The 14,270-nt window shown below is 38.1% G+C and carries 14 protein-coding genes; 5 read left to right on the forward strand and 9 right to left on the reverse strand.

The annotated features are described in order from the left end of the window. Positions 1 to 150: 150 nt before the first annotated feature. The 3 genes from MZHIL_RS04230 to acs form a co-directional block, all read right to left on the reverse strand. Positions 151 to 1,383, reverse strand: a complete 1,233-nt coding sequence (locus MZHIL_RS04230; RefSeq protein ID WP_048815640.1) for a phosphoglycerate kinase — start codon at positions 1,381 to 1,383, stop codon at positions 151 to 153. A gap of 118 nt (positions 1,384 to 1,501) precedes the next feature. Beyond that, positions 1,502 to 2,572: a phosphotransacetylase family protein gene (locus MZHIL_RS04235; RefSeq protein WP_013898131.1), complete on the reverse strand. Its 1,071-nt coding sequence runs from the start codon at positions 2,570 to 2,572 to the stop codon at positions 1,502 to 1,504. Between the two features lie 56 nt (positions 2,573 to 2,628). Beyond that, complete coding sequence (gene acs / locus MZHIL_RS04240; protein WP_013898132.1) at positions 2,629 to 4,725, reverse strand: acetate--CoA ligase alpha subunit; 2,097 nt, start codon at positions 4,723 to 4,725, stop codon at positions 2,629 to 2,631. 174 nt (positions 4,726 to 4,899) lie between these two features. Between acs and MZHIL_RS04245 the strand changes: the two genes are divergently transcribed. The 4 genes from MZHIL_RS04245 to MZHIL_RS04260 all read left to right on the forward strand — a co-directional run bounded on the left by MZHIL_RS04245 (position 4,900) and on the right by MZHIL_RS04260 (position 8,519). Beyond that, the gene (locus MZHIL_RS04245; RefSeq protein WP_048815641.1) at positions 4,900 to 5,463 is read left to right on the forward strand and encodes a flavodoxin family protein; all 564 of its coding nucleotides are present in this window, start codon (positions 4,900 to 4,902) and stop codon (positions 5,461 to 5,463) included. Between the two features lie 156 nt (positions 5,464 to 5,619). Then, a complete protein-coding gene (locus MZHIL_RS04250; protein WP_013898134.1) occupies positions 5,620 to 6,774 on the forward strand; it encodes a PQQ-dependent sugar dehydrogenase in 1,155 nt (384 codons plus the stop codon). Positions 6,775 to 6,837: 63 nt separating this feature from the next. Next, entirely contained in the window at positions 6,838 to 7,116 is a 279-nt protein-coding gene (locus MZHIL_RS04255) for an ACT domain-containing protein (RefSeq protein ID WP_013898135.1), read from the forward strand. A gap of 41 nt (positions 7,117 to 7,157) precedes the next feature. Next, positions 7,158 to 8,519 (forward strand): PFL family protein, encoded by a 1,362-nt coding sequence (locus MZHIL_RS04260; protein ID WP_013898136.1) that lies wholly within the window; start codon positions 7,158 to 7,160, stop codon positions 8,517 to 8,519. Positions 8,520 to 8,578: 59 nt separating this feature from the next. Here MZHIL_RS04260 and MZHIL_RS10500 read toward each other — a convergent pair whose 3' ends face one another. Next, positions 8,579 to 8,725: a hypothetical protein gene (locus MZHIL_RS10500; protein WP_013898137.1), complete on the reverse strand. Its 147-nt coding sequence runs from the start codon at positions 8,723 to 8,725 to the stop codon at positions 8,579 to 8,581. 187 nt (positions 8,726 to 8,912) lie between these two features. Further along, positions 8,913 to 9,374, reverse strand: coding sequence for an HIT family protein (locus MZHIL_RS04265; RefSeq protein ID WP_013898138.1), 462 nt, complete (start codon positions 9,372 to 9,374; stop codon positions 8,913 to 8,915). 247 nt (positions 9,375 to 9,621) lie between these two features. Between MZHIL_RS04265 and MZHIL_RS04270 the strand changes: the two genes are divergently transcribed. After that, a complete protein-coding gene (locus tag MZHIL_RS04270; RefSeq protein WP_013898139.1) occupies positions 9,622 to 9,801 on the forward strand; it encodes a hypothetical protein in 180 nt (59 codons plus the stop codon). A gap of 96 nt (positions 9,802 to 9,897) precedes the next feature. Here the strand turns inward: MZHIL_RS04270 and MZHIL_RS04275 are convergent, their stop codons facing one another. From MZHIL_RS04275 to cgi121, 4 genes are all read right to left on the reverse strand, one after another. Continuing rightward, positions 9,898 to 10,950 (reverse strand): histidine kinase dimerization/phosphoacceptor domain -containing protein, encoded by a 1,053-nt coding sequence (locus tag MZHIL_RS04275; RefSeq protein WP_013898140.1) that lies wholly within the window; start codon positions 10,948 to 10,950, stop codon positions 9,898 to 9,900. A 163-nt stretch (positions 10,951 to 11,113) separates the two neighbouring features. Then, positions 11,114 to 12,409, reverse strand: a complete 1,296-nt coding sequence (locus MZHIL_RS04280) for a tRNA (N(6)-L-threonylcarbamoyladenosine(37)-C(2))-methylthiotransferase (protein ID WP_013898141.1) — start codon at positions 12,407 to 12,409, stop codon at positions 11,114 to 11,116. 74 nt (positions 12,410 to 12,483) lie between these two features. After that, the gene (gene glpX, locus MZHIL_RS04285) at positions 12,484 to 13,575 is read right to left on the reverse strand and encodes a class II fructose-bisphosphatase (RefSeq protein WP_013898142.1); all 1,092 of its coding nucleotides are present in this window, start codon (positions 13,573 to 13,575) and stop codon (positions 12,484 to 12,486) included. 147 nt (positions 13,576 to 13,722) lie between these two features. Further along, the gene (gene cgi121 / locus MZHIL_RS04290) at positions 13,723 to 14,232 is read right to left on the reverse strand and encodes a KEOPS complex subunit Cgi121 (protein WP_013898143.1); all 510 of its coding nucleotides are present in this window, start codon (positions 14,230 to 14,232) and stop codon (positions 13,723 to 13,725) included. Positions 14,233 to 14,270: the final 38 nt, after the last annotated feature.

Here is a 14,270-nt window from a genome sequence, read left to right on the forward strand (position 1 = left end):
ACTTTAACATTATTTATAATTGGTGTTAAAAAGATGATGCTTTCTCATTAGTACGCATTCATCTCCTAGCTTACGCAAGGAGTCTTCTGCTAATTAAGATAAATTGTCAGGTAACTCAGTATATTTTTAAATAAAAGATTGATTTGGCTATTATTTACTGGATGCGGATTTTTTTATTGCCTCAATACCAGGGAGTTTTTCACCTGCCAGGTAATCAATACATGCTCCTCCGCCTGTACTCAGATGAGAGAAAAGATCCTGATAGCCATAATTTCTAACTTCTGCTGCAATATGTCCTCCCCCTGCAATAGAATATTTAGCTTTGGTGGCAGCTTTGATTATTTCCTGGGTACCGAGTGCAAATTCCTCAACTTCAGATACTCCAGCAGGTCCGTTAAGAACAACAGTATTTGCTTTTTCTATTTCTCTGGAAAATGAAACAATGGTTTCCAGCCCGATGTCGTGAATTGGCAGATTCTGCTCCTTTAGTTCATCAACATCGACTTCTATGCGTTTTTCATTATCATTGAGTGCTACATCGGTGGGATAGGCAATTTGTCCATTGAAGTTCTTCAGCAGCTCTTTTGCTTTTTCGATCTGATCAATATAACCCTGTGTTTCAATAAATTCCATATTTACTTTCCCAATATCCACATCATCTGCTGCAAGCATTACCATACCAACTATTCCAGTAAGTAGTACTCTATCAACATTCCCTGCCTTTAGAACACTTTCTGCAACCTTTAGAGAGTCATCAACTTTTGCTCCTCCAAGAACAAAAATGTTTGGATGTCCACTGCCTTTTATACCCTTATCAAGGGCCAGGATTTCCTTTTCCATCAGGCGGCCAGCGCCGCTTGGAAGGACTTCGGTAAAACCCATTAATGATAGATGAGATCTATGAGAAACTGCAAAAGCGTCATTGAGATATACATCCAGCAGAGGGGCAAGTTTTGTGACCATATGTGATTTTGAATGAGCAGAAGCAGACCTTTCAAGTGTTTCCTCAGAATAAAACCTTACGTTCTCAAGAAGAACAATATCCCCTTTTTTCATATTGGATATGGTTGTTCGGGCATAGGTTCCAAAGATATCATCAATATAAGTGACCCTTCGATCAAGAAAATCAGATAGCTTTAAAGAGTGTGGTTTCATAGTAGTGAAGTCATCTTTACCTGGCCTGCTCTGATGCGCTACAATAACCAGTTTTGAGCTACTAAGCTCGGTGATTGTTGGTATATGACTTTTTAGTCTAAGATCATCTAAAATATTTCCTTCCGGATCCATGGGAGAATTAAGATCAACTCTCATCAGGACCGTTTTTCCATCCAGGTCAAAATCATCAATTGTCAGAAACTCTTTTACAGTCAACGTATCCCTCATCATCAGTTCAATCCAGATTGAATTTATTTAATTTAACTAATGTGTTTTTACTTTTAAGCTTTTATATGAGATTCTGATCGAATAACAGGGCTTATTCTATTACAGAATACTATGATTTTTATTTTAAATTAAGATCCTGAAGAAGATTTTCTACATCAATATTTTGTTCGATAAGTTCTACAATTTTTTGGAGTTTGGCTTTTTGTTTTATTCTTGCATGACCAATGAGATCTTCTATTCTCTCAATTGTGCTCATTGTGTCTCCCCTTACAAGAAGCACAGGTATGTTTGCTTCTTCAGCACTGGCAAGGACTGCCTGGCTTGGTCGCAGTCCACCTGTAAGGATCAGACATCTGGATTTTGCTTCGATTGCGGCCAGCTGAATTGTTGATCTGTCCCCACCTGTGATTACTGCATTGTTTGGGAATCTGCGGAAATATTTGATTGCAGAATTTACTTCCATTGCTCCTACCAGATAATTATCTACAAGATCATTCAGATGACCGGCCCCGGTTAAAACTTCAGCATGAAGGTATTCAACGATATCTGAAATAGGGATCGAGCGCAGAGTTGAATCAAGGGGTATTGATCCAAAAACGTTTATATTTTGTGAATGAAGGAACGGGATTACCATTTCGCTTATATAGTCCATTTCTGTTTCCGGGACTTCGTTAAGGATAACTCCCATGAGTATTTCTTGCGGAGAGATTATCTTCAGGTCACAGAGTATTCTGTCGACTGCAAAAATTGAGTCATATCGAGTGATCAGTAGCATTTTCACTCCAAGTTTTGAAGCAACCTGAGGATCAGATAAGCCGTACATGGCCCCTCCTCCGACATCACCTGTTCCTTCTATTAGTACAATATCCCTGTCTTTTGAAATCACTGAATGGGCTTCTTCCAGTTTTTTATCAAGGCCTCGGTCGATTCCTCCCAGGGCATCGCTGATAAGGCTATCTGTTAACAGAACAGGTGTTACATACTTGCGATCATCTTCAAATCCCAGTATCGTGCGCATATCTTCAGCATCCTGGTCAGATAGTACCCCATCTACATCGACCAGCAGATTTCCGATAGGTTTCATATATCCAACTGAATATCCCATTTTTTTAAATATGATCCCAAGTCCTGCACAAAATGAACTTTTCCCTGAATATTCCTCTGAAGAGCTTATCAATAATGATACCACATCAACCCATCCTGTAATTATAATTATCAATGATTGTTTATATCTCTGCCTATAATTTAACTTTCCCTTAATGTAAGCCTCATGTCAATAGCAGTACATCCTTTTCCCTCATCCATAACTACCAGAGGATTTACTTCGAATTCAAGTATTTGGGGAAAATCAAGTGATAGCTGGGATATTCGTAAAAGCGTATCAATTATGCAGCCAATATCATGAGGTTTTTCTCCTCTGACACCTGCAAGCAATGGATATGTTCTTATCGATGAGACAATATGATTTGCTTCATTTTCTGTAAGTGGTGCAAGACCAAAAGTCACATCTTTCAGGAACTCCACATATGTTCCTCCAAGCCCGAACATGATAAGGGGACCAAACTGGACGTCTCTGTTCATACCAATTATTACTTCTCTTCCACCTTCTATCATCCTCTGTATCTGTACTCCATTGATAGTAGCATGGGGCATATATCGCCGGACAGAAGAAATCATTGTATCATATGCCTTTTCTACATCTGCTCTACTGGTCAGGTTGAGTCGAATCCCACCAACATCTGACTTATGTGTTATTTCGGGAGATAATATCTTCATTGCTACCGGATAACCGATTGATTCACAGGCCTCTATAGTTTCAGGAAGCGTTTTTGCAATTTCCTTTTCAACTACCGGAATATTATATGCTTTTAGAATATCAAATGCTTCAAGTCCCAGAGTTCGTTGCTTTTTTTCCTGTGCTTTTTCTATGATTCGGGCTACAGTATCTCTATCAGCCTCTATTACAGGTGGGGAATGATATTCTTTTTTTCTTATTTTTCTGTATGATGAAAGTGCGCGCATACTTGCAACTGCTCTTTCAGGAAATGTATAGTTTGGTATTCCTGAACCAGTCAAAATCTTCTCCCCAGCAGATATTTTGGTTCCTCCAACAAAACTGCATAGAACTGGCTTGGTAGCCGATTGTATTATTTTAGCCACTCTTGATGAGATATTCTCAATGTCTGTCATGGCCTGTGGAGATATTAGAAGTATTATGCCATCTACATTTTCATCTTCTAATACCGTGTTGAGTGCATATTCATATGTGTCCGGATCCGCATCTCCCAGAACATCCACCGGATTATATATATTTGCAGCAGGTGGTAATTTTTCCTTTAGTTCATCAATCGTTTTTTCTTCAAAACCAGCCAGTGACAGATCCTGACGCTGACATTCATCAGCAGTTAAGATTCCAAGTCCTCCAGCATTGGTAATTATGGCAATATCATCTCCCTGTGGAATATCATACATCGAAAACGCTCTGGAATATTCCAGCAGATCTTCAAGGCTGTCTGCCCTTATAACTCCCCCCTGTACAAAAGCTGCATCATATGCTTCATCGGACCCTGCAAGTGTACCGGTATGGGAAGATACTGCCTTTGAACCTGCTGCTGTTCTGCCAGCTTTTACAACAATGAGAGGTTTTGCCTTCGAAACCCGACGTGACATTTCAATAAATCCCGGACCGTCCTTAACCCCCTCCAGATATGCAGCAACCACATCTGTACTGCTGTCATCTATAAGGTCTGACAAAAAATCATTTTCAGCCAGATCGGCTTTGTTTCCAAGACTTATAAATTTTGAAAACCCGACATTCCTGTTATCTGCCCAATCAAGGGCGGATGTACAGATTGCACCGGATTGTGATATTAATGCGATATTTCCTTTTTTTGCCATCACTGCAGAGAATGATGCATTCAAATCAGAGGATGTATCAATGATTCCCAGGCAATTTGGACCAAGGAATCTGATGTCGTATTTTTTTGCGATCCTGACACACTTTCGTTCAAGTCTGGCTCCCTCAATACCAGTTTCCTTGAAACCTGCAGAAATTATTATAATATTTTTTATTCCTGACTTACCGCAATTTTCCATTATACCCGGTACAAGTTTTGCCGGGACAACAATTACAGCAAGGTCTACGTTTTCATCTAATGGTATGTCTTCAATACTCGAATAAGTCTTTATTCCCAGTATTTCATCTGCTTCTGGATTGATCGGAAATATTTTTCCTTTATAGCTCTCAATAAGGTTGTGCAGTACAGCATATCCTACTTTTTCTTTATTTCTTGATGCACCAATAACAGCTACTGAATCCGGATTGAACATTTTCTCTAACATTAGTTTCCCCGCATTTAATCCCTGCTCTACTAAAATTTATAATATAAGTCACAATATTATTTTCACATTAACTGCACTGTTTATTTGTGTTTTAATTATACATAAATATGGGTAAAAATACTATTGTCCAAAAATATTATTTGATAGGATGTATCATATATGGCTGGTGAAAACATGAAAATACTAGGAATTTCCGGAAGTCCAACTGAAAACGGCAATAATGAAAAATTAATTGACCATGTTCTTAAAATTGCAGAGTCCAGAGACTTTGAAACTGAAAAAGTACTGTTATCTTCAAATAAGATCGAACCTTGTAATGCATGTGATGTGTGCAGAGATCAGGAAAGCTGTCCGATTGATGATGACATGGAAAGTGTTTATGGCAAGCTGAAAGAAGCGGATGCAATAATAGTTTCGTCTCCTGTATATTTTGGTAGTATGACAGCACAGCTAAAGGCGCTTTTTGATAGAAGTGTACTTCTTAGAAGGAATGGATTCGTGCTTAATAACAGACCCGGCGCTGCGCTTTCAGTTGGAGGATCTCGAAACGGTGGGCAGGAAAAAGTGATTCAGACAATTCATGACTGGATGCATATCCACGGAATGATTGTTATAGGTGATGGGGGACATTTTGGAGGAATTGTACAGAAACCTGTAGAAAATGATGAAGTAGGGATGAAAACCGTTGAAGATACCATTAATAAGATGTGTGACGTTCTTGAGATGCTTAATCGCTGATTTCATAGATTTATCAGCATTGAAGGACCATTATCTGGTAGATTCAGACTCATCCTAACAGGTGAGAATATTTTATGGATAATGGTTTTACTGCAATTTTTGCAGAATATTTTTTTTATTGAATGAAAACAAAATTATTTTTAAGGGGAGTGTAATGTGAATGGTTTGATCCGAAAAAGGATAATTTTCTTGATCCTGGTTATTTCTATTCTCATATTCGGATTCCTTCTGTGGAATGCATTTATTTCAGACCGCCAGACAGATATTCAGAAACTGAATGATTATCATGGTGCCGTTATGGACGAGACTGTTGATGTGCCATTGGTAAGTCTGGTTGCAACTGATCTGAAAATCCCCTGGGATCTTGATTTCATGCCTGATGGGAGCATCATTTTTACCGAAAGGGAAGGTAATTTGAGACTAGTAGATAATAATGGTGGACTTTTAGATGAACCGCTACTGGTTGTTAGTGATGTTGAGCATACAGGCGAGGGAGGTCTCCTTGGGGTGACATTACATCCGGAATTTGATACGAATGGGTATATTTATCTGTATTATACATACAGTGACTCTGGAAGTGGTCTGACTAATAGGGTGGTGAGGTATCAAATGTTGGATCTCAACATTCACAATATGACTATAATATTGGATGGCATCCCGGGAGCAAATATACATAATGGTGGAAGAATTAAGTTCGGGCCAGATGGGCATTTGTATATTACTACAGGCGATGCCGGAATCGCAGACTTTGCACAGGATGTGGATTCTCTTGCCGGAAAAATTTTGCGCATAAAAGAAGATGGCAGTGTTCCAGAAGACAATCCGTTTTCCGGATCCCCTGTATTTTCACTTGGACACCGTAACCCTCAGGGTCTTGTATGGGATAGTGACAAAAGATTGTGGTCAACAGAACACGGTGCAACAGGAAATGATGAACTTAATTTAATAGAAGCCGGTAAAAATTATGGATGGCCTCTAATTGAAGGGTCTGAAACTGCTCCCGGACTTGAATCTCCCGTAATTCATAGTGACAGGAATACATGGGCACCTTCAGGTGCAGACTACTTTGAAGGTTCAGTTTATTTTGGAGGTCTCAGAGGTCAGAGCCTTTATGAAGCAAGGATATATCAAACCCCGCCTGACTTGATTATACATTTTGATGGGGAGTTTGGACGGCTAAGAGGTGTGGTCAGTGGACCTGATGGTTATCTGTATATCTTCACAAGTAATCGTGATGGCCGTGGAGTTCCTCTATCACATGATGATCAGATAATACGTGTGAATCCTCAAAAAATACACGACCCATTTTAAATAACATCACTTATATCAGCATAATATTATTGATATGAGCTACTTGATTTGAAGGTATTAATTATGACATCAAACCGTTATGTGATCACAGTTATTGGTACAGACAGGGTAGGTATTGTTGCCAGCATTACTAAGGTGATGGCTGACTTTAATGTCAATATTGTGGATATTAGTCAGACAACAATGTCAGGTTTGTTTACAATGATAATGCTTGCAGAAAATCTGGATGAAGATTTTGATCTTTTATCATTTCAAAAAGCTATGGATGAAGAAGGGAAGAATCTTGGGGTCGAAGTGAAAGTGCAGAACGAAGATGTTTTTCGATATATGCACAGGATATGATAAGTTAGCACAAATAAAATCTATTAAGAGGAGAACAATTTATGTTTTTTCATCCCGAGGAAATCCTGGAAACAATCCAGATGATAGGTACTGAAAAATTAGATATCAGAACAGTTACAATGGGAATTAATCTTCATGACTGCTGTAATCCTGATATAAACAAATTGAATGAGAATATCTATTCCAAAATAACAAAATTTGCAGAGGAACTTGTAGAAACAACCGACAAAATCGAAACAATGTATGGAATTCCAATAATAAATAAAAGAATTTCTGTAACACCGATTTCACTGGTTGCCCAGAGCTGTGATACGGCAGATCTGGTATCTACTGCCATTACAATGGATGAGGCTGCAGAGGCAGTAGGTGTGGATTTTATTGGTGGCTTCAGTGCCCTTGTGCATAAAGGGATAACTCCTGGAGATATGGATCTTATCAACTCTATCCCGGAAGCACTTTCGTCAACAGATAAGGTGTGTTCATCTGTCAATGTTGCAACTACCAAAGCTGGAATAAATATGGATGCTGTTTCACTGATGGGAAACATTGTTAAACAAACTGCTGAAAAGACCCGGGATCATAATGGTATTGGCTGTGCAAAGCTGGTTATTTTTGCTAACTCTCCTGAAGATAATCCATTTATGGCAGGTTCTTTCCATGGGGTCGGTGAACCCGATTGTGTAATCAATGTAGGCGTTAGTGGACCAGGTGTTGTAAATAATGCAATTCGGAAACTGAAGGATCCAACTATTGGAGAAATAGCTGAAGAAATTAAAAAGACCTCCTTTAAGATAACAAGGATGGGAGAGATGGTTGGCCGTAAAGTGTCTACTGATCTTGGGGTTGATTTTGGAGTGGTGGACCTCTCGCTTGCACCAACTCCTGAAATCGGAGATAGTGTTGCGGCAATTATCGAATCCATGGGAATTGAGAGGTGTGGTGCCCATGGAACAACTGCAGCTCTTGCACTCTTAAATGATGCTGTTAAGAAGGGAGGAGCAATGGCATCTTCTTCGGTTGGAGGATTGAGTGGTGCCTTTATACCTGTAAGTGAGGACGCTGGAATGATAGATGCAGTTGAATCTGGATCACTGACCATCGATAAACTGGAAGCAATGACATCCGTGTGTTCAGTTGGACTTGATATGATTGCTATTCCCGGTGAGACTCCTGCATCTACAATATCTGCGATAATTGCAGATGAAATGGCAATTGGTGTTATCAATCAAAAGACAACTGCTGTGAGGATTATTCCGGCGCCTGGTAAAGAAATAGGGGATTATCTGGAATTTGGAGGGCTTCTTGGACGTGCTCCTGTAATGAAGGTTAATTCATTGAGTTCATCTGATTTCATTAGCAAGGGAGGAAGGATACCGGCACCCTTGCAGGCTCTTCGTAACTGAATCAGTCCGATTATAAAGTTGGATTAATTTTATGGATACAGTTATTCCTTCTTTTTTTCTTACTCTTTTTGTTCATTAATGTTGCATTTGTTTCCATTTTCACTATACCAGATACATTTTGCCTTCAAGCAAAAATCCCCTTCAGTATCTTTTTCAGTTGGTGATAAAAAAGGACATTTTTTTCTGTTTTCCACAATCTTGTTCATAGTCCTGGAACCTTTATATTAATTGATATTATATTATTTAGTAAATCTAATTAACTGATATATATCTCTGCTTATAGAATAATGACTTTCAATGCTATACAATATGAATCATCTTTACAGTTGCAACTGCTCCTGAATACCTGCAATCGAAAGGTCCGTGAATCTAATCTTGCCTGCAGATCACTTATCAGTCAAAGTTATCTCTTATTCTTTTTGCAATTTCTTCAAGATTATCGGTTGGAGGTTCTGTCCACACTATAGATTTCATCCCTCCTCCTCCATCCCCTTCTCTGCGGGGTATCAGGTGCACATGCACATGCGCAATCTCCTGACCTGCGGCCTTTCCATTATTTATTCCTATATTCATTCCAGATAATGAAAATGTCTTTTCCAGTGCTTTTGCTACCCTGTTGACTGAAGAAAACAGTGAGGCAGCGTTATCAGGCGACATTTCCGTAAATTTGGCAAAATGCTTTTTTGGAATAACTATTGTATGTCCTTCACTGGAAGGCCTGACATCGGCAAATGCGATAGAGAACTCATCTTCATAAATTTTATGTGATTCAACATCTCCGGCAGCTATTTTACAGAATAAACACTCCAATCTGATCACCCCCTGAACAATATTGTTTTCAACAATATATAGCATTTATTGACCACATGAAATATTTTTGCATATTGTTTTTATTTTGATTTATTTGGTAAAAGGTTTTTATTAAACATAATTTGTTATTTAATCTATAAAGCAAGCAATTTAATATTGACTCCTGGACATTATAATTTTTGCATAGACAAATTTTCTTGATTTAAGCACAAATTAATTTTTTAACAAGTTATATATAATTCATATCCCATAATAATAGTTTGAGTATAATATCAATTTGGAGGGTTAATAAATGACAGCATGGGAATACGACATAAGATCGGTTAGAACTGATGAATGGATCAACATGAAAAAAGATCTTGATGAAATTGGAATTGATGGATGGGAACTTATTAAGATGAGTGATGATACAAACGAGAGTGGAATGAAAACAGCCGTTTTCAAAAGACCCGTTGACTATGTGGATATGTAACTTATAATCTCATCTTTAATTTTTCATTAACGATTTTGGTACGTTGAGATCCAATCATTTTAATTTTTATTTTATGATTGCTAAATCATAATTTTTTTATAGTTCCTGAAATCTGATCACATGCATTCCAGGTTCGTTTATTTTTGTGTTCATTGAGCCATCTATCTGCTTTAATAGCATACTGACAAGCCTTGTTCCAAATGAATCTGTATCTTCCAGGTTGAACATACTCTCAACATCTACATTTTTGATAGCTATTTGGAGGATGTAATTCTTTTGTGATTCTTTTTCCAAATTTAAACAAATATTATTGTAGTTGAATAATAAATGGGTATGTTTTAGGTAGTGAGAAATAAGCTCATTGATGATCAGCCCAACAATAACTGTTGTATCAATATTCAAATAAGCTCTTTTGGATGATATTTCCGATTGAATAACTGATTCGGCTCTGTAGATGTGTAAGAGATAACTGATGAGATCTTTAAAGTATTCTTCCATATATACACAATCTATATTACAGGACTCACTAACTCTTTCATGTGCAATAGCCATAGATCTGATACGTGTCTGACACTCAATGAATGTATTGTGAACATCTTCCGTGTCAATAAAATCTTTTGACTGGAGGCTAAGCAGACTGTTAACTACCTGAAGACTGTTCTTGACCCTATGGTGTACCTCTTTTATGAAGTGTTGCCTGTAGCATTTATTTGAATGTATGTTATCCTCAATATCATGCACTATAATCATTACAGCTTCACTATCATTCCATTGGATCAACTTTAAAAAAACTTCACAGTCTATCGGGTTTTTGCTGTTTTTTTTCTGACGATTATTTGCAGGGGATACTTGGCGGTAAAATTTCATCTCATTAACTTTTTTGATGTTATCCATAAAGATCTCTGATCCCAGAAAATCATCTATTATAAACTCAGAAGACTGTTTTTTAAGTGAAAAATTGAACTTATTTAGTGCAGAATCATTAATTTCGAGAATATTCCCTGAAAGATCGCAAATGAAAACTGCTTCAGGTATATTATTAAATATACTGGTGAAATTGTTCTTTTCTTTTTTAAGATCGACATATGAACTTTTTCTTTGTTGGGCTAAGTATTGTGACTTATGGTCCAATAGAGATCTGTTTACCATTAACAATCCACCTGTAGTGAACAATCAAAAATATGTTCCTTAAAAACAAATTAACTGCTACAGTACATATAATTCTAAGAAACTTTTCTCTGAAACTAAATTAGTAACTACTGGAAAATAGATATATACACAGCCAGAATGGCCAGAATAAGCTTTTTATCTATCAGGAGACTGTTTTTCCTATAAAATATCCTGGCATAACATCAATGACCTCTATGGTGCATATGTCGCCGGGAGAAATATTATCATCTTTAATCACAACCGGCTTGTATGATTGTGTTCTTGCCATGAACCCTTCAAATTTTGCTTCCATTGAAATAAAGGCTTCCCCCTTCCAACCTATCATTTTTCTTTTAGATTCGATTTTGACCTCTTCACAAGCTTTGTGGAGAGTTTTTGATCTTTTTGCAACTATACGAGAATCAATGTTGCGATAGTTAAATGCTGGTGTACCTGGACGGGGTGTATATCTGGAAATATTTATTTTATCCGGACAATATTCTTTTATCCATTCAACACTTTTGTTGAAGTCATCATCTGTCTCATAAGGAAATCCTACTATTATATCTGTAAACAGCGTCAGATCACCAAACCGGTATCTGAACCTGGAAATTATATCCTCAACATCTTTCATGGAGTGGTTTCTGTTCATTGCACTTAATGTATTTTCAGATGCAGACTGTATGGGAAGATGCAGCAGTTTGTAGATTTTATCATTTTCAAAGGCCTTGATCAGATCATCAAGAATGGGTAATACAGAAAAAGGATTCATCATTCCGACCCTGATCTTAAAATGTTCAGGAATCTTGCATAGCATATTCAGAAGTTCGGGAAGGGAGGATTGAATGTCAGCTCCATACTGCCCATTATCCTGGGAAGTTATCCAGACTTCTCTGCATCCTTCTGATATAGCTTTTTTTACATCATCGACTATATCTTTAGGATCAAATGATGTCAGGGGACCTCGCGCATCTCTCACGATACAGTATGAGCAGCGATGATTACATCCCTGGGATATCTGGCATATATGGATGTTTGGGTTATGTCGTATTCGATCCACGTTTAGAAAACCTTCAGGCACAGATGAAAGCAATTCTATTCTATCTTTAACGGATCCTTTGTTTGAATTCTGGATTTTGTTCAAAATATTTCCTATTTCTGTTATTGAGTTGACTCCCAGAACATGGGCCTGCGAATTTGCTTCAATTATATCTTTCATCTGCACCTGAGGCATGCACCCTGTTACAACCAGTTCTCTTTCAGTCTTTCCAATCTCACTGATTCTGTGAAGGATCTTTTTTTCGGTTGTTGATTTTACAGTACAGGTATTTATTACAACCGCCTGTGCACTGCTTTCATCATCAACGAGCTCATGCCCGTATTCATTGATCTTTGCGGCCATTATTTCTGCAGATGCCTGATTTGCAGAACATCCATAATTTAGTATATGAACTTTCATTTTAAGAGGTATGGTTTAATGTCACTTATTCTGGTAAATTCAATTATGCTTTGTAGATACATATCTTCTGAAACTCACTTCATCCTGAGGGGAGTAGCTTCTTTGTCATGAATATAGATTGCATCTGTAAACTTTACGACACCTGAACTTCCCATTGTAATTGTATTGACCCTTGCATCTCCTTCCCCAAACAGGTTCGCTTCTTTAAGCAACTGTCCCGGTGTTACTCCTGTTGCAGCAAATATCACATCTTTACCTGGGACCAGTCTCTCAGTATCAAGTACGTCATCTAGATTATTTTCCATGATGCCCATTTTTTTCAGTCGGGGTATCTTTTCCTTTTTCTCTCTTTCAATCTCATCTCTGGATTTTTTATTTGCAACAGCAGGAAGCACAAGCCTTGCAAGTATTTTTCCGCCCAGGATCTTCATTGCAGCTGCTGTCAGCACAGCTTCACCCGAGCCACCGGATCCCATGACAACATGAACGCCAGAACCCCTGATAGCAGTTGCAACACCAGGCATGAGGTCTCCATCGGAAACCAAATTAACTCTTGCGCCGGTTCCCCTTATTTCTCTGATCAACTCCTGATGCCGGGGTCTGTCAAGTATGACTACTACAAGTTCCTCGACAGCTCTGTTAAGTGCCTTTGCAATGATTTGCAGATTTTCTGAAACCGGGGCGTCAAGGTCAATTTTCTGATCTGGATTTTTCTTTTCATATTTAACGACATCTGATCCGACTACAATTTTGTCCATATACACATCAGGACCATGAAATAGACCACCGGGCTCTGCCATGGCCATTACGGATATCGATCCCGGGACTCCGTCTGCAGTTAAATTTGTTCCTTCCAGTGGATCCACTGCAATATCGACTTCCAGATCACCTTTACCTGTACCCACCTCTTCCCCAATATATAGCATGGGTGCTTTATCCCTCTCTCCTTCACCAATTTTGATGGTACCTTTCATATCCAGACAGTTTAGCATTCTTCTCATTGATTCTACTGCAACCTGATCTGCGTAGTTTTTGTCTCCCCTGCCGATCTGATGTGCAGCGGCAATGGCTGCTGCTTCTGTTACATTTACCAGGCGTGGAAGAAGTGCCTGCTCAATTGGCCCAGCGCTTTTCATCATTATCTCACATTTTTTTTGAGCATCCATTATGATCCAACCATAAATTTGACAAATTTATAAAATATGACGTTAGTTAATTTGATGTTTTCCTGAAATGAATCTGAAATACTTTTATTATCATGTGCTAAATAGTGGTTCAGTTATATGAGCCATTATATAAATTTATGTCACATGTCATTTAAGGTAATCCACAAGTGCTACTCTTTCAATCACCAGATCCGGAATTTTTTCCTTCCCCACAGCATCAATTTCTTCTTCTGTTATATTAAACTGCGCCATTAATATATTTATCTTTGAACTGGAGCACTTTAAAAGTGGCTTTTCAGTAATGATTTCCTTAAGCTCTGTAACTGATTCTCTGACATCGTTTTCATCTCCCATGACTACAAGAGCCAGCATGTTTTCTCCTTTCCGGACACCCATGGAAAAAGCCTCATCGATCTGTCTTTTTCCGGAAGCATACCTCATTATCTCTATTCCCGGGTCATTTGCCAGATTTGAACCTTTTTCAATGGATGAAAGGGCCTTTTCAATCGCAAACATGATATGTTCCTGGCCTGCTATTTTATCAGCGTTCATCGCCTGCACAAGGACATTATTGCAGGAAGCGATCTGATTAAGCTGATTCAGGAACTCAGAAACTTTTTTAATGTATGTAATACCAGTTAAAATCATTACATTCATAGGAATTATGAGATAATTAATTTTGCATAAGCATATCG

Source organism: Methanosalsum zhilinae DSM 4017 (genome assembly GCF_000217995.1).
In the GTDB taxonomy this organism is placed as follows: Archaea; Halobacteriota; Methanosarcinia; order Methanosarcinales; family Methanosarcinaceae; genus Methanosalsum; species Methanosalsum zhilinae.

Excerpts from the sequence above, each read along its gene's own strand:
- MZHIL_RS04230 (WP_048815640.1), bottom strand. The coding sequence starts at position 1,383 with ATGAGGGATACGTTGACTGTAAAAGAGTTTCTGACAATTGATGATTTT.
- acs (WP_013898132.1), bottom strand. The coding sequence starts at position 4,725 with ATGTTAGAGAAAATGTTCAATCCGGATTCAGTAGCTGTTATTGGTGCA.
- MZHIL_RS04245 (WP_048815641.1), top strand. The coding sequence starts at position 4,900 with ATGAAAATACTAGGAATTTCCGGAAGTCCAACTGAAAACGGCAATAAT.
- MZHIL_RS04255 (WP_013898135.1), top strand. The coding sequence starts at position 6,838 with ATGACATCAAACCGTTATGTGATCACAGTTATTGGTACAGACAGGGTA.
- MZHIL_RS04260 (WP_013898136.1), top strand. The coding sequence starts at position 7,158 with ATGTTTTTTCATCCCGAGGAAATCCTGGAAACAATCCAGATGATAGGT.
- MZHIL_RS10500 (WP_013898137.1), bottom strand. The coding sequence starts at position 8,725 with ATGAACAAGATTGTGGAAAACAGAAAAAAATGTCCTTTTTTATCACCA.
- MZHIL_RS04265 (WP_013898138.1), bottom strand. The coding sequence starts at position 9,374 with ATGCTATATATTGTTGAAAACAATATTGTTCAGGGGGTGATCAGATTG.
- MZHIL_RS04270 (WP_013898139.1), top strand. The coding sequence starts at position 9,622 with ATGACAGCATGGGAATACGACATAAGATCGGTTAGAACTGATGAATGG.
- MZHIL_RS04275 (WP_013898140.1), bottom strand. The coding sequence starts at position 10,950 with ATGGTAAACAGATCTCTATTGGACCATAAGTCACAATACTTAGCCCAA.
- MZHIL_RS04280 (WP_013898141.1), bottom strand. The coding sequence starts at position 12,409 with ATGAAAGTTCATATACTAAATTATGGATGTTCTGCAAATCAGGCATCT.
- glpX (WP_013898142.1), bottom strand. The coding sequence starts at position 13,575 with ATGGATGCTCAAAAAAAATGTGAGATAATGATGAAAAGCGCTGGGCCA.
- cgi121 (WP_013898143.1), bottom strand. The coding sequence starts at position 14,232 with ATGAATGTAATGATTTTAACTGGTATTACATACATTAAAAAAGTTTCT.